This is a genomic window from Chryseobacterium koreense CCUG 49689, from assembly GCF_001045435.1.
GTDB classification, from domain to species: Bacteria; Bacteroidota; Bacteroidia; order Flavobacteriales; family Weeksellaceae; genus Kaistella; species Kaistella koreensis.
In genome coordinates this window covers 111,136-133,230 of the sequence record NZ_LFNG01000002.1, presented here as the reverse complement: position 1 = coordinate 133,230, position 22,095 = coordinate 111,136, and the positions used below count along the sequence as shown (strand labels likewise).

15 protein-coding genes and 1 pseudogene are annotated in these 22,095 nt (G+C 42.3%); 14 read left to right on the top strand and 2 right to left on the bottom strand.

What is annotated here, in order from left to right; all coding sequences use genetic code 11:
- Positions 1-22: 22 nt before the first annotated feature.
- The 8 genes from ACM44_RS01810 (at position 23) to ACM44_RS01775 (ending at position 9,607) form a co-directional block, all read left to right on the top strand.
- Positions 23-595 carry a TlpA family protein disulfide reductase gene (locus ACM44_RS01810; protein WP_048498412.1) on the top strand — a complete coding sequence of 191 codons (573 nt, stop codon included), beginning with the start codon at positions 23-25 and terminating at the stop codon, positions 593-595.
- Between the two features lie 81 nt (positions 596-676).
- A complete protein-coding gene (locus ACM44_RS01805; protein ID WP_048498411.1) occupies positions 677-1,642 on the top strand; it encodes an iron ABC transporter permease in 966 nt (321 codons plus the stop codon).
- Between the two features lie 154 nt (positions 1,643-1,796).
- Complete coding sequence (locus tag ACM44_RS01800; RefSeq protein WP_048498410.1) at positions 1,797-2,720, top strand: ABC transporter ATP-binding protein; 924 nt, start codon at positions 1,797-1,799, stop codon at positions 2,718-2,720.
- 164 nt (positions 2,721-2,884) lie between these two features.
- A complete protein-coding gene (locus ACM44_RS01795) occupies positions 2,885-3,337 on the top strand; it encodes a MarR family winged helix-turn-helix transcriptional regulator (protein WP_048498409.1) in 453 nt (150 codons plus the stop codon).
- The gene (locus ACM44_RS01790) at positions 3,338-5,731 is read left to right on the top strand and encodes a 3-hydroxyacyl-CoA dehydrogenase/enoyl-CoA hydratase family protein (RefSeq protein ID WP_048498408.1); all 2,394 of its coding nucleotides are present in this window, start codon (positions 3,338-3,340) and stop codon (positions 5,729-5,731) included. It abuts the gene before it with no gap.
- A gap of 104 nt (positions 5,732-5,835) precedes the next feature.
- On the top strand, positions 5,836-7,017 hold the full coding sequence (locus tag ACM44_RS01785; RefSeq protein ID WP_048498407.1) for an acetyl-CoA C-acyltransferase: 1,182 nt from the start codon (positions 5,836-5,838) through the stop codon (positions 7,015-7,017).
- A gap of 245 nt (positions 7,018-7,262) precedes the next feature.
- Entirely contained in the window at positions 7,263-9,053 is a 1,791-nt protein-coding gene (locus tag ACM44_RS01780) for an acyl-CoA dehydrogenase family protein (protein ID WP_048498406.1), read from the top strand.
- A 182-nt stretch (positions 9,054-9,235) separates the two neighbouring features.
- Positions 9,236-9,607: a hypothetical protein gene (locus tag ACM44_RS01775; protein ID WP_048498405.1), complete on the top strand. Its 372-nt coding sequence runs from the start codon at positions 9,236-9,238 to the stop codon at positions 9,605-9,607.
- A gap of 15 nt (positions 9,608-9,622) precedes the next feature.
- On the opposite strand, the gene ACM44_RS01770 is transcribed toward ACM44_RS01775, so the two are convergent.
- Positions 9,623-9,949 carry a helix-turn-helix domain-containing protein gene (locus ACM44_RS01770; protein ID WP_048498404.1) on the bottom strand — a complete coding sequence of 109 codons (327 nt, stop codon included), beginning with the start codon at positions 9,947-9,949 and terminating at the stop codon, positions 9,623-9,625.
- Positions 9,950-10,402: 453 nt separating this feature from the next.
- Positions 10,403-10,714 carry a hypothetical protein gene (locus ACM44_RS01765; protein ID WP_048498403.1) on the bottom strand — a complete coding sequence of 104 codons (312 nt, stop codon included), beginning with the start codon at positions 10,712-10,714 and terminating at the stop codon, positions 10,403-10,405.
- 230 nt (positions 10,715-10,944) lie between these two features.
- Between ACM44_RS01765 and ACM44_RS01760 the strand changes: the two are divergent.
- From ACM44_RS01760 to ACM44_RS01730, 6 genes and pseudogenes are all read left to right on the top strand, one after another.
- Positions 10,945-14,382: pseudogene (locus ACM44_RS01760) on the top strand (polysaccharide deacetylase family protein).
- A 273-nt stretch (positions 14,383-14,655) separates the two neighbouring features.
- A complete protein-coding gene (locus ACM44_RS01750) occupies positions 14,656-15,987 on the top strand; it encodes a TolC family protein (protein WP_048498400.1) in 1,332 nt (443 codons plus the stop codon).
- Positions 15,988-15,990: 3 nt separating this feature from the next.
- Positions 15,991-17,268, top strand: a complete 1,278-nt coding sequence (locus ACM44_RS01745; RefSeq protein ID WP_048498399.1) for an efflux RND transporter periplasmic adaptor subunit — start codon at positions 15,991-15,993, stop codon at positions 17,266-17,268.
- 8 nt (positions 17,269-17,276) lie between these two features.
- The gene (locus ACM44_RS01740) at positions 17,277-18,041 is read left to right on the top strand and encodes an ABC transporter ATP-binding protein (protein WP_048498398.1); all 765 of its coding nucleotides are present in this window, start codon (positions 17,277-17,279) and stop codon (positions 18,039-18,041) included.
- Positions 18,042-18,048: 7 nt separating this feature from the next.
- On the top strand, positions 18,049-19,278 hold the full coding sequence (locus ACM44_RS01735) for an ABC transporter permease (protein ID WP_048498438.1): 1,230 nt from the start codon (positions 18,049-18,051) through the stop codon (positions 19,276-19,278).
- A gap of 120 nt (positions 19,279-19,398) precedes the next feature.
- Positions 19,399-21,996 (top strand): phosphatidylglycerol lysyltransferase domain-containing protein, encoded by a 2,598-nt coding sequence (locus tag ACM44_RS01730; RefSeq protein ID WP_048498397.1) that lies wholly within the window; start codon positions 19,399-19,401, stop codon positions 21,994-21,996.
- Positions 21,997-22,095: the final 99 nt, after the last annotated feature.

The window sequence follows — 22,095 nt, the reverse complement described above, 5'->3', positions numbered from 1 at the left end:
ATTCAAAAATAATAAAAAATAAATGAAAAAATTAATTCTGGGTATATTGGTTTTGACCATGATTACCGCCTGCAAAAAAGAGTCAAATGTCACCGAAAATTCTGACCAAACGCAAAACGACTCGCTCGTCACATCGGAATCCAATGAAGTTTCTGCGGCGGTCATTCCATTCAAAGAAATAGAACTGACTCCGGAACAGACTTCCAAAATTTTGGGGAAACAAGACAATGACACTTTGTATGTGACGAATTTCTTTGCAACATGGTGCGGTCCGTGTATGCGCGAAATGCCTCATTTCAAGGAAAAAATCCAGGAAACCAAATCACAGCCGGTGAAATTCACCTTTGTAAGTTTGGACGAAAAAGATGTTTGGGGCACCAAAGTAAAAGCATTTGCAGAAGAAAACAGCCTTTCCAAACACATCGTACTCGTGGATGCCATGAAACTGAACCCTGAATTTTTTCACCAAAATTTCAAACAGTGGGACGGCGGATCCATCCCATTCACCTTCATGAGAAAAGGAGATAAAACCGACGAAACAGTGGGCATGATGAGTGCGGAAATGCTGGACTCAAAAATTAAATCATTCCAATAATTTGAAATTTTTCACTTCAGAAAAGGCGGAACGCACTGAACCACTCTACATCTAAACCACCTCTCCACCTGTAAAAAATCCATGCCCAAATCTTTCAAAGTCATTTGTTTTTTGCTTTTTATTGGAACTGTGATTTCGGTAATCATCAATCTGAACATTGGTTTTTTGAAATTAAATTTCGCCGACTTTTTCACTGAAACCCAAAATTCACAAATCGCACAATTGCGCATCAATAGGGTTTTAGTGATGATTTTGGCGGGAATTTCCATTCCTACTGCCGGATTTCTATTGCAGGAATATTTCCAGAATCCTTTAGCGGGACCCTCTGTATTGGGAATCACTTCTGTAGCGAGCCTGAGCGTAGCTTTCTATATCTTTTTATCGCAAAATTGGGTGCTTCCCGAGTTTTTGCAAAATAGTTTTCTGAGTCTTTCAGCAATTGCGGGAAGTCTATTGTTAATGCTGGTTTTGATAGGATTTTCGAACCGTTTTCAGAATCATAATTTCCTGATTATTTTCGGATTTCTGGTTTCGGCTTTGGCGGGAGCAATTGTTTCGATACTGCAGTTTTATGCGGACAACCAAAGTCTGAAAAATTACATTTTGTGGAGTTTTGGTGCCAATAATTCTGTTTCCGGAAATGAGATTTTTGTACTTTCGGTCATTGTTTTGATGGGTCTGTTTTTAAGTTTTAAAACGATCAAGCCATTGATCGGGAATGCTTTGGGAACGGTATATGCAAGAAGTTTGGGCGTGAATCTGAACGGTTTGAAAATATTGATCATCGTGGCTTCATCACTGCTTTCCGCTTCTGTCACTGCATTTTTGGGACCGATTCTATTTATTGGAATTGTGGTTCCCCATTTCTGCAGAATGATTTACAATCCAGCGAAACTTTGGCAGCAGTGGATTTTAAATATGCTTTTGGGCGTATTAATTATGGAATTATTTTCCATCATTTCGGAACTGACGCAATTTCCGCTGAATGTGATCACTTCACTGTTTGGAATTCCCGTAATTTTGACGATGATGATGAAGAAAATTTAAACGCAAAGGCGCAATGAAATTGATCAATCCATTAATATTAAAAAGTAAATTTGAAACCTAAAAATAAAAGTAATTCCAATGGACGAAGTGAATCTTTGCGCCATCTCAAAGATCAAAACTGAAAAAAATTGCGCCTTTGCGTTCCACTGAATTGATGTTTATAGAACTAAAAAATACAACCATCGGATACAATGCACCTTTAATAAAAGGTATTGAAACCTCATTGGATTTAGGCGAAATCTGTCTGCTGATCGGGAATAATGGTGTGGGGAAAACTACTTTGATTAAAACGATACTTCATCAAAATCCGGTTTTGGGCGGAGAAATTCGCATCAATGAAAAAAACATCAAAACCCTTTCCAATAAAGAGATTGCCGAGCAAATCGCAGTAGTCTTTTCTAAAGCGCAAATTCCTGCAAACTATACTTTGAACGATTTGATTTCATTAGGCAAATACATTCACTATCCTTATTATTTTGAGTTAAATGATACGGACAAAAATGAAGTAAACGAAATCATTGAAAGTTTAAATTTAGGACAGTACAAAAATTTTCCGCTGCAGAAACTTTCAGATGGAAATCTACAAAAAGCGTTTATCGGCCGTGCTTTGGCGCAAAATTCACCCATGATCATTTTGGATGAACCCACCACCCATTTGGATGAGGAAAATAAGATCATCATTTTGAAATTGCTCCGGAATCTGGCTAAAAGACAGAACAAACTGATTCTCTTTTCTTCCCACGACTGGCGATTGGCAAAGGAATTTTCAGATAAAATCTGGTTTGTAAAAGACCAGCATCTATCCGCCGGAATCACCGAAGAGGTCTTGATAAACAATGACGAGCTGCTGCATCCCCATCTTTTCAATTTCGATGAACATTTTGTGGCTCCGCAAATTTTTGCCCCGGATTTACATAAAGAAATGCTCTACTCTTTCCTTCAAAAAAACTTCAAAAAAAACCTGCAATACCTCAAATTTGAGTTCGAAGATGGTTTTTGGGAGATTTCATCCGATACTTTTCAAGAAAAATGCAGTTCCTTTAAACAAATTGCAGATTTAATTGAAAACCTTCATTAATTCAATATTCACAGAGATCGTTTAGTTTATTATGCATGCATAGTATTATGTGATTCATATCAATTAATATTCTGTATATCAAACATTTAAAATTATTGTCAAAAATACTATGCATGCATAGTATTTTTTTGGTTACATTTGTATGAACCACATAAATCTCAGTTATGGAGAATAAAAATACAGAGAAAGTCGAGAACGTCGATTTAATTCTGAAATCGACTTGGTTGGCTGTTTCTAAAATGTATTCGGAAATGGCGCAGGATCACGATGCCACTGCAGTTCAAGCACTTACCCTTTTAAAAATTGATCCCAAAGCAGGAACTAGGAGCACCAACCTCGGTCCGAAGATGGCGATTGAACCTACCTCTTTGACCAGAATCATCAAACTTCTGGAAGACAATGGATACATATATAAGGAAAAGACCACGAACGATAAGCGTGAAGTCATCATTAAACTAACCGACAAAGGATTGAATTCCAGAAACATGTCGAAAGAAGTAGTGGTCAATTTCAATAAAACGATCATGGAAAAAATTCCACAGGAAAAATTGGAGGTCTTCAAAGAAGTCATGACAGAAATCCAGAAAATTACATCAGATCTAAATAAGAAAAAATAAATGAAAAGACGTATTAAACACGTGACCGTACTTGGTTCGGGAATTATGGGAAGTGGAATTGCAGCGCATTTTGCTAACATCGGCGTTGAAGTTCTTCTTCTTGATATCGTTCCATTCGAACTCACGGAAGCGGAACAGAAAAAAGGTCTTACCAAAGAAGACAAAGTTGTTCGAAACCGAATTGCACAGGAGAATTTTGTAAAGCTTCAAAAAGCAAGTCCTGCGCTTTTGTATTCACCGAAATTTGCCGAAAGGATTACCGTCGGGAACTTCGATGACGATTTGCCAAAAATCAAAAATACCGATTGGATCATAGAAGTGGTCGTAGAAAGACTGGATATTAAAAAATCGGTTTACGAAAAAATTGAGCAGTTCAGGAAACCGGGAACTTTGGTTTCCTCCAATACTTCTGGGATTCCGATCAATATGCTCGTAGAAGGCAGAAGTGATGATTTCAAACATTATTTCGCGGGGACCCATTTCTTTAATCCGGTAAGGTATTTGCCGCTTTTGGAAATCATCCCGACCAAAGACACCAATCCGGAAATCGTGAAATTCTACATGGATTACGGTTCAAAATTCTTAGGCAAAACCACCGTTTTGGCTAAAGACACCCCTGCATTTATCGCCAACAGAATCGGGGTTTTCTCCATGATGAACCTGCTTCATGAGGTGAAAAGTTTAGGCTTAAATGTTACCGACATCGACAAACTGACCGGACCTGTAATCGGCCGTCCGAAATCGGCAACCTTCAGAACAGCAGATGTGGTCGGATTAGACACTTTAGTGCACGTTGCTAATGGCGTTCGAAAAAGTGGTGCCGAAACCAACAATTTCAACGATGTTTTCGCATTGCCGGACTATATCCAAAAAATGGTGGACAACAATTGGTTGGGTTCAAAATCCGGACAAGGCTTCTTCAGGAAAGTGACCAATGCCGAAGGAAAATCAGAAATCCAGGGCTTGAATTTGGATACTATGGAGTATGAACTTCAGGCGAAAACCAATTTCCCTTCCCTCGAACTCACCAAAAATATTGACAAACCGATTGACAGATTCAAAGTCCTGATCAGTGGAAAAGATAAAGCCGGAGAATTGTACAGAAAATCTTTGGGTGCATTGTTCGCTTACATTTCGCATAAAGTGCCTGAAATCTCTGATGAACTCTACAAAATCGACGACGCGATGCGAGCAGGTTTCGGTTGGGAAAACGGACCGTTTGAAATTTGGGATGCCGTGGGAATCCAAAAAGGAATCGAATTGGCGAAAGAAGCAGGTTACGAGGTTTCCGATTGGGTGAAAAACGTGGAATCTTTCTATAAAGTGAATGAAAAAGGACACAAAATCTTCTTTGACCAGACCCAATCAAACTACGAAAACATTCCGGGACAGGAATCCTTCATTATCCTCGACAACATTAGGAAAGACAAAACCCTTTGGAGCAACTCCGAATCTGCAATCCAGGATTTGGGCGACGGAATTATCAACTTTGAAATCCGTTCCAAAATGAACTCACTCGGAGGCGGCGTTCTGGATGGGCTAAACCGAGCAATCGACCTTGCAGAAAAAGAATATGATGGATTGGTGATTGGAAATCAAGGTGCAAATTTTTCCGTGGGAGCAAATTTAGCCATGATTCTCATGATGGCCATCGATCAGGATTGGGACGACTTGAATATGGCAATCGCCTATTTCCAAAAATCGATGATGAGGGTTCGTTACTCCTCGATTCCGGTGGTGGTTGCACCTTTCGGAATGACTTTAGGAGGCGGTTGCGAAATGACGATGCACGCAGACAGAGTGGTTGCCGCAGCAGAAACTTACATCGGATTGGTGGAAACCGGAGTCGGCGTAATTCCCGGCGGCGGCGGAACCAAGGAACTCACCTTGAGAACCTGCAAAGATTTTGAAAAAGACGACGTGAAAACCAACCGACTTCGCGACGCTTTCATGAATATCGCGATGGGAAAAGTGGCAACTTCCGCTTACGAAGCTTATGACATGCATATTCTTCAAAACCACAAAGACATCGTGGTGGTAGATAAAAACCGTCAGATTGCGGAAGCAAAAAAAGTAGCAAAAATGCTTGCCGAGCAAGGTTACACCCAACCTATCGAACAGAAAGTGACCGTTTTAGGAAAAGACGCACTCGGAATGTTTTATGTGGGAACCGACCAGATGCTCGCCGGAAATTACATTTCTGAACACGACAAAAAAATTGCCGACAAACTCGGCTACGTAATGGTGGGAGGAAATCTATCCGAACCAACTTCTGTGACGGAACAGTACCTGCTGAACCTTGAAAGAGAAACCTTCCTTTCTTTGACGGGTGAGCGAAAAACTTTGGAACGCATCCAATACATGCTTCAAAACGGAAAACCATTGAGGAATTAAGAAACCAGTAAAAATCGCTAAAATCAGCCGCAAAACGGTGAAATCAAAAACAATGGGTGCAGCCCATTGAAATGAAATGGCGAAAACTAAATAACAATAAAATTATGTCAAAGACAGCATACATAGTAAAGGGTTACCGAACCGCCGTAGGCAAAGCGCCGAAAGGTAGTTTGAGATTCACCAGACCCGATGTAATGGCGGCAACCGTCATCGAAAAACTGATGGCAGAACTGCCGCAACTCGACAAAAATAGAATCGACGACCTCATCGTAGGAAACGCAATGCCGGAAGCTGAACAAGGTCTGAATGTGGCACGACTGATCTCACTAATGGGACTCAATACGGATAAAGTTCCGGGAGTTACCGTGAACAGATATTGTGCATCCGGTTCGGAAGCGATTGCTATTGCCTCCGCAAAAATTCAGGCAGGAATGGCAGACTGCATCATCGCAGGTGGAACAGAATCCATGAGCTATATTCCGATGGGTGGTTACAAACCGGTTCCCGAAACGGATGTGGCGAAATCCAATCCAGATTATTATTGGGGAATGGGCTACACCGCAGAAGCCGTGGCAAACCAATATAAAATTTCCAGGGAAGAACAAGACCAGTTCTCGTTCGATTCTCATCAGAAAGCATTGAAAGCGATTTCAGAAGGAAAATTCGCCAATCAAATCGTTCCGATTCCGGTAGAATACAATTTCCTGGACGAAAACCAAAAAATGCAGACCAAGAAATTCGATTTCACGGTGGATGAAGGTCCTAGAAAAGACACCTCGTTGGAAGGTTTGGCAAAACTTCGTCCGGTATTTGCGAACGGAGGTTCCGTAACTGCCGGAAACTCTTCCCAAATGAGTGACGGAGCGGCCTTCGTGATCGTGATGAGCGAAGAGATGGTGAAAGAACTGGGTTTGGAGCCACAAGCAAGACTCGTAGCATACGCAGCAGCAGGTTTGGAACCCAGAATCATGGGAATGGGACCGCTTTACGCGATTCCAAAAGCATTGAAACAAGCCGGAATGGAACTGAAGGACATCGAACTTATCGAGTTAAATGAAGCGTTCGCATCACAATCCGTCGCCATTAAAAAAGAACTCGACCTCAACCCGGAAATCCTTAACGTAAACGGTGGCGCCATCGCACTGGGACATCCGCTAGGATGCACGGGAACAAAATTGACCGTGCAGCTCATGGACGAAATGCGACGACGCGGAAACAGGTACGGAATGGTGACGATGTGTGTAGGAACCGGACAAGGTGCGGCTTCGATCTTTGAACTTCTTTAGGAGAAAAAAGAAAAAAGAAAAAAGAGAAAAGAGAAAAGAGAATAGAGAAAAGAAGATAGGTTGACAAAAATCTGCTTTTAAGAAATCTAAAAATATTCAGAATAAGTTGAATTTTTAGGCCATCTATCACTAATGAAAATTTAAAACAAAGGCAAAAGGAAGATTAAAACCAAAAGCGCAACACAGCTCAAATCTAAAGTCTATTTTCTTTGCTCTTTGTTCTATCATCTAAAAATATTAAAACAATGTCTGATACTACTAAAAAAAAATTGGTTGGCGGTGAATTCCTGATTACAGATACCCCTGCAGCGGAAATCTTCACCCTGGAAGAAATCACTGAAGAGCAGAAAATGCTCCGTGATTCCATCAAAGAATTTATTGACAAAGAGGTCGTTCCAAAAAGAGAACGATTCGAGAACAAGGACTATGCATTAACCGAAGAAATGATGCGCAAACTTGGCGAAATGGGCGTTCTGGGAATTGCTGTGCCTGAAGAATACGGCGGACTGGGAATGGATTTCGTGACCACCATGTTGGCTTGCGACATGGCTTCCGGAGCAAATGGTTCATTGGCAACCGCTTACGGAGCACATACCGGGATTGGAACTTTGCCCATTTTGCTCTACGGAACTGAAGAGCAGAAGAAAAAATACCTGCCGGATTTGGCGGCCGGAACAAAATTCGGAGCCTACTGTTTGACCGAGCCGGATGCCGGTTCGGATGCCAATTCCGGAAAAACCAAAGCAAGACTTTCAGAAGACGGAAAACACTACATCATCAACGGACAAAAAATGTGGATTTCTAATGCAGGTTTCGCAGATACCTTCACTTTTTTCGCGAAAATTGATGACGATAAAAACATTACCGGTTTCGTGATCAACCGCAGCGAACTCGAAAATCCTGAAAGCATGACTTTCGGCGAGGAAGAGCACAAACTCGGAATCCGCTCCTCCTCTACCCGACAGGTTTTCTTCAACGACATGAAAGTTCCTGTGGAAAATCTTTTGGGCGAAAGAAACAATGGCTTCAAAATCGCCCTGAATGCGCTCAACGTAGGCAGAATCAAACTGGCGGCAGCCAATCTGGATGGTCAAAGAAGAATTACTTCGCTTGCCATTAATTATGCCAATGAAAGAAAACAGTTCGGAGTCGCCATCTCCACTTTCGGGGCAATCCGCAAGAAAATCGCCGAAATGGCGACGGGAATTTTCGTTTCCGAAGCAGGTTCCTACCGTGCGGCAAAAGATATTCAGGACAAAATTGAAGAACTGGTTGCAGGTGGCATGAATCACCAAAAAGCTGAGTTGAGAGGGGTGGAAGAATTTGCGGTGGAATGCTCTATCTTGAAAGTATTCGTTTCGGATCTTACGCAGCTTACGGCAGATGAGGGCATCCAAATCTACGGCGGAATGGGCTTCAGCGAAGATGCGCCGATGGAGCAGGCTTGGAGAGATTCCAGAATTGCCAGAATTTACGAAGGAACCAATGAGATCAACCGACTCCTCGCCGTGGGAATGTTGATCAAGAAAGCCATGAAAGGCGAACTGGACTTGCTGAAACCGGCCATGGCAATCGGAAAAGAACTGATGGGAATCCCTTCTTTCGAAGTACCGGATTATTCGGAGTTCATGTCTGAGGAAAAAGCGATCATCCATAATTTGAAGAAAGTCTTCCTGATGGTTTCCGGAGCAGCACTCCAGAAATACATGATGGATATTGAAAAGCAGCAGCACCTCCTGCTGAACGCTTCCGAAATCCTGAACCAAATCTATATGGCGGAATCTGCAGTTTTAAGGGCAGAAAAACATTTCAGCCCAGATTCAGTAGAAGCGGCGATGGCTCAGCTGAACCTTTACAAGGCCGTGGAAAAAATCATCGTGGCGGCAAAAGAAGGAATCGTTTCCTTTGCAGAAGGCGATGAGCAGCGAATGATGCTTTCCGGATTGCGAAGATTCACGAAATACACCAACATGCCGAATGTGGTGGCGCTGACCGAAAAAATAGCGGCACATTTCGTAGAGAAAAACGCTTACTAGAAATAGTTTTGATATAAAAGTGGAAACGCCTCGGGAAACCGGGGCGTTTTTTTGTTGAAGAGCTGCGAAAGCTTTAAGAATACGAGGAAATTTAAGTCAAAACCATTTGATCTTTTTTTACAGTTTAAGCAACGCAGGTAAAATTCTACCCGTGCATTATATTTGCTAAAAAATATTTACAAATGAGCAACAAGACAAAACATTACATCCTAAAAGAACTTAATAAAGTGTATAATAACAATCCGGACTATTACGATAATGAAGTTTTAGGAATCTTAAGTAGATCAATATCGTTTAATCAATTAAAAAATAATCTAAACGTACCAGATTCTGAACTCACAAAAAATCTAGAATATCTGATTATTAATGAAGAAGTTCAACGATTGGATAAAAATGCTAGTGAAAAAGATTTAAATTTTAAGCTCACTGAAAAAGGTAGAAAATCATTTTATTCCGACTTTTATTATAATAAGTTTTGGTACAGGGATAGAACTTTTGTTATTGAAATCATCGCGATCTTAGTAGCAATAATTACTTTTTTAGTCAAACCTTAAAAAGATTATCTCCCCCTACCTCCTCAGCACCCCCCGCAAAATCTCCACCTCATTCTCCAGCTCCGCAATTCTCGGATCTGTTTTTACGGGAAAATTCGGCGGGTAGCTGCCGATCAAATCCGAAAGCAGATCATAATTCAGCCCCATAGACAATTTCCAGAGGATCCCAAACTGCAGCGAGGGCCGGCTATAATAAGCGTGCACCGTGCTTTCTTTCACGCCGATCCTGCGTGCCGCTTCCGCCGAACTGACGTGCAGTTCGCGCAGTTTCCCCCGCAAAAACTGCCCCACATGCGGATGCGGGTCTGCACCCTGATTCTTATAACTGTGTACTGGAGACATATTCAATAATTTATGATGCCTAAAGTTACTAAATATTTGTTTTAAACTGTGTAATCTTAGCTTTAAACTGCTAAATCTTAGCTTTAAACTGTGTCATCGTAGTTTTAAACTGCGAAATCTTGGTTTAAAGCTGCGTAATCTTAGTTTTAAACGGCGTAATCTTAGTTTTAAACTGCGTAATCTTAGTTTTAAACTGTGAAATCTTAGTTTAAAGCTGTTATTTTTGAGTCCGGAACTTCTACTCAAATCCAGGCTTGGTTATTTACAGGCTTTTATAGCTTTTATTACTGGAAAATCCGTGAATTTAATCAACTACATGTTCGACCTTGCCTTCTGCGAAAGGAATTCCTGAGGATTTATCGGTTAAATTTTTTAATAAAATCACCAGGCACCAAAGCGGTGAAACCATAAAAGTGATTGTTCGCGAACGGCGCATGAAATCGGGACGTGCTTTTAATTTAAAAAGAAATGCGTGAAAAAATTCACCACCCGGTTCATGTCCTGCCTCATGGAAAAGGCGAGCAGGTATTTTATCTGGAGCAGAAGCGGTTCCAAACTGTTAGACAATTTCAGGAATTCCCTTTCCGGGATGATGCCATACAGCTTCCCCTGGTGCATGATGTTCAGCGCCTGATCGCCCAGTGAAACGGTGATGCTGCCCAATTTTTTGTAGAAGGTATTCTCACTGATTCGCTCGAAACCGTCGTCCAACATTTCGGTAATCAGTAGATTGAATAATTTTTGTCCTTCTGGGGAAAGATTCATTGCAGTAGATAATTGTCTTTGCGAAAATACTGTTTTTTCAGAAAAACATCCTTTTCATTTTTCCCAAAAAATAAGAAAAGTGAAGATTTTGAAAACATTTTTGGCTGATTATCCGTAACTTGGGCTTGCTTTTAAGTGAAAATGGCAACCGAAATTTTAATCAAAATTTAATTGGAGACATTCTGCTTGGAGCATTTATTGATGAACTTTGCAAAAAAAAAAGCCGCTTTATGCCCGATAAATCTCGACAAATTTTCCAGACCGAAAACGCAAAACGATATAAGGCGACCCAATGGACCTTCCGCATTGTCGGCGCCATCCTGATCTTCATCACCGCTATAGTAATAATCACCGTATTGAGGGGGAAAAACCCCACGATGCCCCTGATGAAATCTGTCGGGAATTCCTATAAATCCAAAATAGACCCCTCCAATGCCTTCACTTTAAGCACGCCATTAAACAAAAAATTCAAAGGGTTCAAAGATTTCCTGAACAAGAGAATCGCCTATGAAGAGAGCAGCAAGCAGCATGTGGATGCAAAATTGATTCGTGCGGCGTTCTATACCCCGTGGAGCCCGCTTTCTCTGCTCGATTTGCGATCCAACGGCGGAAAGCTCAACACCATTTATCCCGAATGGTTCTTCATCAATCCCAAAACCTACCGACTCGATTCCAGAATTGACAAGGAGGCACTTTCGGTGATGAAGCATTACGGCTTGAGCGTGCAACCCATTCTCAACAACTTTATCAGCATCCCCGGAAAACAGGGCAATTTCAACGGAGACCTGCTTCATACCGTGCTGCATGACCAGAAGATTCAAAATGACCTGATCGCGCAAATTATTTCCACTTTAAAGCAAAACCAACTCCAGGGAATCAATATCGATTTCGAGGAAATGAAGGAAAATTCAGACGAGTTTCTGAATGCCTTTATGAAAAACCTCTACACCCAGTTCAAGCAAAACGGACTCACCGTGTCGATCGACATCATGCCGGATAACTCCGATTATAACATAAAATTTCTAAAAGACTACTCGGATTATTTCATCGTGATGGCGTATGACCAGTTCAACGATCCTTCGCAGGCGGGACCCATCTCTGACCAAAAATGGATCGAAAAACAAATGGACGTCATTGCCAAAGATGTTCCTTCAGAGAAATTGATTTTGGGAATCGGAGCCTATGGAAGACAATGGATAAAGGACGAAAATGGCACCAGAACCGAAGACATCACCTACAGCCAGGCGATTGACCGTGCGAAAATTTCAAAATCGGCAATCAGTTTTGACAACAACTCATACAACCTGCACTATGCCTATGATTTTGCCGGAAGCGCCTATGAGTTTGAGTCCAAAAATGACGTTTGGTTTACCGATGCCGCTACCGCTTTCAACATCGTGAGATTTTCTGATGACTACCGCAATGCCGGCACCGCGATTTGGCGACTGGGAAGTGAAGATCCGCGAATCTGGACTTTTTATGGCAGGGATTTAAGTTCCGATGCCTTGAAAAAACAGCCGTTCAGCTACACGCTGCTTGAGATGATGCCGCCGAATTTCAATACCAAACCCACTTCCATTGGCAGCGGCGAACTGATCAATATTCTGTATTCGCCGGAGCAGGGCCGCACAAAAATCACCGTGGATAAAAATGAAAACCTCATCGCGGAACAGCGCTATAACCAACTTCCATCCGGATTTTTGTACGAAAAATTTGCTGAGGACAGCACGAAAATAGGTCCCGGCCACAAAATCATCCTCACTTTCGATGATGGCCCGAACGCGAAATATACTCCGAAGATTTTGGATATTTTGGAAAAAGAAAAAGTTCCCGCCACCTTCTTCCTCATCGGCGAAAATGCGGAAGCGAATATCCCACTTGTTCAGCGCATCAACCGCATGGGTTTTGAAATAGGAAACCACACTTTCACCCATGGCAACCTTGCAAAAATGTCGCCCGAAAGAGCAGCTCTGGAACTGAAAACTACCCGGTCCCTGATAGAAGCCATCACCGGAAAATCCACCGTTTTGTTCAGAGCGCCCTATAATGCGGATTCCGAACCGCAGACTTACGAGGAACTGGAACCTTTGGCACAAAGCAAAAAGGACAACTATATCGCCGTAGGAGAAAGCATTGACCCCAATGATTGGGACCCAAAAATGAATGCCGATTCCATCGTCAATAGAACCATCCGCTTCGCCACACAAAATAACGCGAGCATCATTTTGCTTCACGATTCCGGCGGAGATACCCGGCAACCGACCGTGGACGCGCTCCCGGCAATCATTAAATATTTTAAGGACAAAGGCTGCAAATTCACCACCGTTGCCGATTTGATGAAGGTTCCCGAATCCCAATTGATGCCGCCGGTAAAAAGAAGTTGGAAAAATGACGTGAATTTTTTCTTTGCCTCTGCGAGTTACTGGTTAGGTCAAATTATTTACTCGCTGTTCCTGATCGGCATTGTATTGTCGATTGGCAGAATGATTTTCATGGCCGTTCTCGCGTGGTTCGAAACAAAAAGAGAGAAGAGATTGTGGTCAGAATTTAAAGGAATTCCAGATGGATTGACGGTTTCCGTGATTGTTCCGGCATACAATGAGGAAGTGAATGCGGTGAGAACCGTGGAGTCTTTGCTGATGCAGGACTACAAATATCTCGACATTGTCTTTGTGGATGATGGAAGCAAGGATTCCACTTTTGAAACCGTGAAAAAAGCGTTCGACGGAAACCCGAAAGTGAAAGTCTTCACCAAACCCAACGGCGGAAAAGCCTCTGCACTGAATTTCGGAATCCAGAAAAGCGATGCGGAATTCGTGGTATGCATCGATGCAGACACCCAGTTAAAAACCGACGCCGTCACTAAATTAATCGAGACTTTTTACCTCCAGGGAAAACCCGCAGAAGTAGGCGCGGTGGCGGGAAATGTGAAGGTAGGAAACGAGATCAACATGATCACCAAGTGACAAAGTATTGAATACATCACTTCTCAGAATTTCGACCGGCGAGCGTTTTCGCTACTGAATTGCATTACGGTTGTTCCGGGTGCAATAGGCGGTTTCAGAAGAAAGGCCATTCTGGAAGCGGGCGGTTTCACCACCGATACTTTGGCAGAAGACTGCGATTTGACGATGCGGCTCCACAAAACAGGTTACATCATTGAAAACTGCAACGATGCCATTTCTTATACTGAAGCACCGGAAACCATCGGCCAGTTTCTGAAACAGCGATTCAGATGGAGTTTCGGGATTTTGCAGAGTTTCTGGAAACACCGGGACGCGATTTTCAGAAAACGGTACAAAAATTTTGGGAGGGTCGCTCTGCCCAATATTTTACTGTACCAAATTTTGTTGCCTTTTTTGGCTCCACTTGCTGATTTGCTTTTGGTGTTGAGTTTAATCTTGTCCGGGTTAGGATTAATTGTGGCAGATCCGGTCCATATCATCGCCTATTACCTGATTTTCTCTTTGGTAGATATTGCAGGAGCGGCCCTTGCTTTTGCGTTTGAGAAAGAAGATTTCAAAAAACTGATTTGGATGATTCCGCAGCGGCTGGTTTACCGGCAGCTGATGTACTATATTTTGTTCAAATCCATCCGAAAAGCAGTGAAAGGTGAAATCCAAAGTTGGGGTGTTCTAAAAAGGACGGGAAACGTGACCACGGCGTAGCATGCACCGCAAATAGTGATTTCAAAAAGTTAAATCATAACCGATCACGGAATTGAAATGGATGCGGAACAATGAATTGGTGAGGTGAAATTTAGGTAAGAAAAGGGTGCTCCTATTTATTTTTGTTAAAGTCTGTGTTTGAAAGATGATGAATGCAGTGTGATTTTTTATTAATTTTAAGTTCAGATTCTTCTAATCTCATTTTAAGGTAAGCTAAAATACCTTAAATGTAAATTCGGCGATTAACTTTCTGTAGAACTAAAAATCAAATCCATGATGATTACCATAAGTTCAATAATGGAAAAAGCGTTTCTGCTAGGAATTTTACTTGTTCCGTTCGGAGTTTTTGCCCAAAGCAGCAATTATCCCAGTGCATGGACTTTGGAAAATTGCATCGCATTCGCCAAACAAAACAATATTTCCATCAACTCCCTTCGTCTTTCCAAGAATTCGGCGCAGCAGGACTTGCTTCAGGCAAAAGAGGCGAAATATCCCAATCTGAACGGAACCTTTTCTCAAGGGCTTTTCGCGGTCAACGGCCAGAACGGACTAAATGTAAATGGAGCGCAATCACAAAGCATTGGTGCCAATTCTTCGATGACTTTGTACCACGACCATTACATAAAGAATAACGAAATGTCCAAAAATCTGCTGCTACAAATGTCTGACTTATCGGTAAAGGAAGCGGAGAACAACATTTCGGTAAGTATTGCACAGGCATTTTTGAACATTTTGATGATGAAAGAAAATATTGTTTCCATCGAAAGCCTGCTCCAAACCTCTGAAATCCAACTGAAACAGGGAAGCCAACTTTACAATGCCGGAAGCATTTCCAAATTGCAATATCTGCAGTTGGAAATCCAGTTCGCCCAAGACCAATTCAACCTTGTTCAGGCACAGAACAGTTTGCGAAGCGATGTTTTGAATCTAAAACAGCTTCTTCAACTTCCATCAGATTATGACCTCCAAATTTCATCACCCGAAAACATCACCGTTTCTGCTGGAATCCGGTCTTTAGGAGAAATCCAGAACACCGCACAAAATAGCCGCCCGGAAATCAAGTACAGCGAGCTGAATGTGCAAAACGCAGAAACAGGATTGAAAATGGCTCAAGCCTCCATCAAGCCGACCTTGAATTTGGTAGGGAATATTTCAACAGGTTACAATTTTGGCAACGGCGGATACCTCAATCAATTGGGCAACAATTTTTATCTTCCGGTGGGACTGAGTTTGGGAATCCCCATTTACAACAACAGGATCTATAAAACCAGCATCGAGAAATCTAAGATTGAAATTGACCAGGCCCATCTGAATCTGAAAAACACACAACTCACCCTGAACCAGCAAATCGAGCAAGCCTATATCAGTCTGCAAAACTCGGTTTCTCAATATGAATCGGCACAGAAACAATTTGACCTCAACAGGCAAAGCTTAGACATCGTGAATGCCGAAATGAAAATTGGCTCCATTAATTATGTACAGTTGCAGCAGCAAAGATTGCTCTATATCCAGGCGTTGCAGAACTACCTTCAGGCAAAATATTCGGCAGTACTGAACAGACAGATTTACGAATTTTATTCTACCAACCAAATCACACTTCAATAAAAAATGAAAAAGAATAATAAACGATGGATTATTTGGTTAGTCGCAGGAATTGTGGCAATCGGAGGAATTTGGTTTTATCTCAAAAAAAACGACCAGATAAAAATTCAACTGCAAACCACGAAACCAGTAACCGGCGACATTTCTACCAGCATCACTGCGACAGGGAAAGTGCAACCCGTAGATACTGTGGCGGTAGGAACCCAGGTTTCGGGAACAATTAACCACATTTATGTGGACTTTAACTCCAAGGTTAAAAAAGGACAGCTTTTAGCATCGATCGACCCTACCCTGCTCCGCGAACAAATGCTGCAAATCCGCGCCAATCTAGAAAGCGCGAAAAGCAACCTTGTCTTTAACCAAAACAATTACGACAGACAGACGCAATTATACAAAGTGGGAGCAATCAGCAAATCAGATTTTCAAACTGCACAAAATCAATACAATGCCGCAAAAGCACAATTGGCAGCAACCACTGCACAGCTCGCCGCAGCAAACAAGAATTTGTCTTTAACTAATATTTATGCGCCGATTGACGGAACGGTTTTAAACAGAAATGTGAGCGAAGGACAAACCGTTGCTTCTAGTTTCAGCACGCCGACCTTGTTCAGTATAGCAAAAGACCTGAGCAAAATGCAGGTTCAGGCATATATTGCGGAAGCCGACATCGGTAATGTGCTGGTGGGTCAAAAATCAACTTTTACGGTGGATGCATTTCCCGATGAGACCTTTGCCGGGGAAGTTTCGGAAGTAAGGATGCATCCGACAGTTTCATCAAACGTGGTCAATTACATCACGATCATTGGAACCGATAATTCCGATATGAAGCTGAAACCGGGAATGACTGCGAATATCTCTGTAGTGACAAGCAATATTCCCAATGTGATGAAAATTCCGCTGAGTGCCACAAGTTTCCGTCCCGATAGTCTGGTTGCCCAAAATTTCAAAATCAATTCCCCTTTTAATAATGGTAAAAAACAATGGAACGGGAAAAACGCCGGTGGAAACAACGGCGGACCAAACAACGGAAGTACCGCTCAAAATAAAAACGAATCCGGAGTATGGATTCTGGCGGCCGACAACCAAACCATTTCCCATAAAAAAATCCGGACCGGAAAAAGCAACGATACCGAAATCCAGGTCATTTCTGGACTTGATGTGAACGACAACATCATCACCGGATACAAAAAAGAAAGCAACAAATCTCCCGGCACGGCAAAAAGCCCATTCTTGCCGCAAAGACCGAACAGAAATAAAAATCAGGGTGGTTCGCCAAGAAATTAAATTAAACGATGGCCGATAAAATTTTAGACATAATAGACATTACCCGCAATTTCAAAATGGGTGAAGAAATTGTGCACGCCTTGAAAGGGGTTTCCTTCAGTGTGGAAAAAGGCGAGTTTGTCACCATCATGGGAAGCAGCGGTTCCGGGAAATCCACCCTCCTCAATATTCTGGGTTGTCTGGACAAACCTACAAGTGGCGACTATATCCTGGACGGCGTGAATGTGAAAAACCTGAGCCGGGACGAGCTTGCCGCATTGCGAAACAGGAAAATCGGCTTTATTTTCCAGGCATATAACCTGTTGCCGAGGACAACCGCGCAAGAAAACGTGGAACTTCCGCTTTTGTACAATTCCGATGTTTCGTCTGAGGAACGGCACGAAAAAGCCATAACGGCATTAGCTGCAGTGAAATTGCAGGACAGAATGGATCACGTTCCGAACCAAATGTCTGGAGGACAACAGCAAAGAGTCGCAATTGCCCGTGCTTTGGTGAACGAACCGGTGATGATCCTTGCCGATGAAGCCACCGGAAACCTCGATACCAGAACTTCCTATGAAATCATGGCTTTGATGCAGGATTTGAACAGCCAAGGCAGAACGATCGTGTTTGTGACACACGAACCGGACATCGCAACTTTTAGCACACGAACCGTGACTTTGCGGGATGGACGAGTTATCAGGGACCAAAAAAATGACAACATCAAATCCGCAAAAGAGGCACTCGCAAATCTGCCGATTTCGGATGATACCGCCATTCAACCTAAAAAATGAAAACCGGATGAAATTTTCAAACCTTTTCAAAATCGCCTGGAAAGCACTTCTGCGGAATAAACTGCGTGCATTTCTCACCATGCTTGGAATCATCATCGGTGTTGCCTCGGTCATCGCGATGACTGCAATTGGGCAGGGTTCAAAAAAAAGCATCAGCGAACAGCTTTCCTCGATGGGTTCCAACATGATTACCATCCGACCGACCAGTAATGTGAATGTTTCCGGCGGTGCCAGAATTGGTGCATCCGGTTTGCGGACTTTGGTTTCGGCAGATGCGGATGCCATTGCGAAGGGCTCTCAAAATATTTCCTCTGTTTCCTCAGCGGTACAAACCAACGGACAAGCGATCAGTGGTGCAAACAACTGGCCCACCCAACTTCAGGGAGTCAATGTGAACTATTTCAAAATCAGAGACTGGGACGTATCAAACGGTTCGCTTTTCACACAAAGAGATGACGCCTCGTCCAACAAAGTCTGCCTTCTGGGGCAAACCGTGGTAAACAATCTTTTTAAGAATGGCGAAGATCCCATTGGAAGCACCATCAGATTCAACAAAGTTCCGATGACGGTAATCGGAGTTCTGGCGATGAAAGGCGCCAATACTTTTGGCCAGGACCAAGATGATGTGATCATCGCCCCGTTCAACACGGTACAGCGGAGGTTTTTAGGAATCACCTGGGTTCAAACGATCTATGCCTCTTCAACCAGCGAAAACACTTCCGCACAAGCATCTGACGATATTTCCAACATTCTACGGAAACAACACAAATTGCCGCCGGATGGAAGCAGCGATGATTTCTCGGTACGAACCCAAGCGGAATTAATTTCCACGATGAGCTCTACCAGCCAATTGCTTACCGTGCTTCTTTCGGCAATTGCGGGGATTTCGCTCATCGTCGGTGGAATCGGCATCATGAACATCATGTATGTTTCGGTGACGGAAAGGACCAAAGAAATCGGACTCCGAATGTCCATCGGTGCAAGAGGAAAGGATATCCTTTTCCAATTCCTCATCGAGGCCATTCTGATCAGCATAACCGGGGGAATTATCGGTGTGGTTTTGGGCGTCACAGCTTCTACCCTGGTTACAACATTTTTATCTTGGCCAACCTACATTACTACTTCATCCATCATATTATCATTCATCGTTTGTGCGATCACGGGTGTATTTTTTGGTTATTATCCGGCATTGAAGGCATCCAAACTAGATCCGATTGAAGCACTTCGATATGAATAGTGGACAGTTTTCCTGAATTTCTTACATTTGAACAAAAAGCAATAGACGGCACCGATAGGAACAGCGCCCAACCCAAGACGGACGAAATGTATTTTAATGCAGATTCTTCCCCCTTAATTTATGGACAAACCTAAAAATAGCACAATAAAAACAATCATCTCAAAAATCCGTTGGAAGGAGATTCTTGCTGTACTTATCCTTTTCCTTGCTTTCGTTTTTTTCCGAAGCGAACGAAAAGAGATGGCATCCATCATTCCCCAGCTCAAACAGGCGGATTCTCTTTGGATCTTCATCGGGATTTTGCTCACTTTCCTGTATGTGGTTTTGCAGGCATTGATGTATGTGGCGAGTTTCAGCACAGTGGGAACCAAACTTTCGCTAATTGATGGAATCGAACTTTTTTTAAAAAGGAATTTCCTGAGCGTTTTTCTTCCGGCAGGTGGAATTTCTTCACTCGCATTCACTCCCAAACCCATTCAAAGAAAGATCCCTAACAAACAAAACATCCACAAAGCGAGTGCAATCTATGGATTCATCGGTATTCTGACCGTTTTTTTAGTTGGAATTCCGGTGGTTGCCTATGCGGCAGTGATCAACAAAAATTTCGGGGAATCGTGGTTTTGGTTGATCGTAGTTGGGATTTTTGTAGCACTGGTTTTTTGGCTCGTCAATTCTTTAAGGACAAAAGGAATTCTTTATCAACTCACCGAAAAATATTATCCCAAAAAAATCGACGATATTGATGAAGTTTTTGGTAGCGAAATCAATTCACGAAGTTTTTATCTGACGATTTTCATCTCGGTTTTAATAGAATTCTGCGGAATTTTCCATTTGCTGATCGCGATGTATGCTTTTGGTGCGGAAGGTTCTTTTTCTGCTGCCGCCGTGGGATACACGATTTCGGTTTTGCTGATGCTGGTTTCGCCATTTTTGCGAGGATTAGGCGCTGTGGAATTTTCGCTGATCTATATTCTCGCCAATTTCGGTTTTTCGCACAGTCAGGGATTGGGAATCACTTTGCTGTACAGGGTTTTCGAGTTTTGGCTTCCGCTGGTTTTGGGAGTTTTTGCATTTCTTTGGCACGGCCGGAAAGTCATCGCCAGAATTTTGCCTGCAATTGCGATTTTCCTTTTGGGATTGATCAACATTATTTCTGTCATTACTCCACCTTTAAAGGAAAGACTGCATTTTTCGCAACTCTATTTTTCGGAAGGGATTCTGCATTTTTCCAAAATCCTCACACTGATCGCCGGGATTTTGCTCATCGTCACTTCTGCCTATTTAATCCGGGGATTGAAACGGGGATGGTATTTCGCGCTCATCCTCGCCATCATTTCGCTTGCCGGAAATTTGCTGAAGGCGCTTGATTATGAAGAAGCCCTCGTTGCATTTATCATCATTCTGATTTTGGTTTTCACCCGAAGAGAATATGTACTGAAATCCAGCGGGAAAGTTTTCAGAACCGGATTTTCCTGGATTTTGGGAGTTTTGGCGGCACTTGTGCTTTTTAATTTCCTGAGTTTTTATTTTATTGACAAACGCCATTTCGGCATTGATTTCACCTGGAACGAAGCACTTTATTACACCTTCCAAAACTTCCTGCTCTTTAAGGAAAATGATCTTTTGCCAAAAACCGGATTTGCACGGGATTTCGAATATTTAAACTATTTCCTTGGAATATCGTTTTGGATTTTGCTTATATTTTCTGTTTTCAATGTGAGAAAAATCACCGGTTCCATGGAGGATTCGGAAGATTTCGAACAGGCAGAAAATCTGGTGAACATTTACGGAACTTCACCACTTGATTTTTTTAAGATTTCTAAAGACAAGCAACTTTTCTTCTCTGAAAATGAGGATGGTTTCATTTCCTACCGCATTGCCAACAATTACGCAGTAGTGTTAGAAGAACCGGTTTGCGCACCATCAGACAAAATCTCCATGATTAAGGAATTTGAGGATTATTCCAAAAAAATTGGTGCAAAACCTATTTATTACAGAATTGATGAAGGAAGCCTGTTCCTTTTTAATGGCTTAAAAAAGCAGAAACTCTTCGTGGGTCAGGAAGCGATTATGCATGTGGAGGAATTCAAACTTGAGGGAAAAGAAAGAAAATCTTTGCGAAACGGACTGAGTTCGCTGAACAAAAAAGGTTACCAAACAGAGATACGCACTGCGCCGCACAGCGAAGAACTTTTAAATCAAATCCAAAAAATATCCGATGAATGGTTGAATGAATTCAACAAGTCGGAAATGGTTTTCTCTCAGGGAATGTTCAATCGCGCCGAAATTGTGAACCAAGATTTAATATTGCTGAAAAACGATAACGACGAAATTGAAGCCTTTCTGAACATTATTCCGGATTTTGCACCGGATGAATGTACCTACGATTTGATCCGCCGAACTTCTCAAGCGCCAAACGGAAGCATGGATGCGATGATTGTGAAATTGGTGGAATATGCAAAATCAAAGGATTTCAAATACATCAATTTGGGACTGACTCCTTTGGGTGGCGATAAAACAGCTGACAATACAGCAGAAGAAATCCTGAAATTTGTCTATAACCGGATCGGGAGTTTCAAACATTACCAAAGTTTACGGGACTTCAAGGAAAAATATGCCGACTCCTGGGAAAACAAATACCTGGTTTATGGCAGCGATTTTGATTTGGTTGGAATTCCGGCGGCATTGAACAAAGTGATGAAACCAGTTTCATCATGAAAAAAAATATTCAGGAAGAAATTATTAGGAATTACGCCTCATCAAACTTGAAAAGTTTAATTGGAACAGGCAGAAATATAACTTGCGGAACTGACGCAC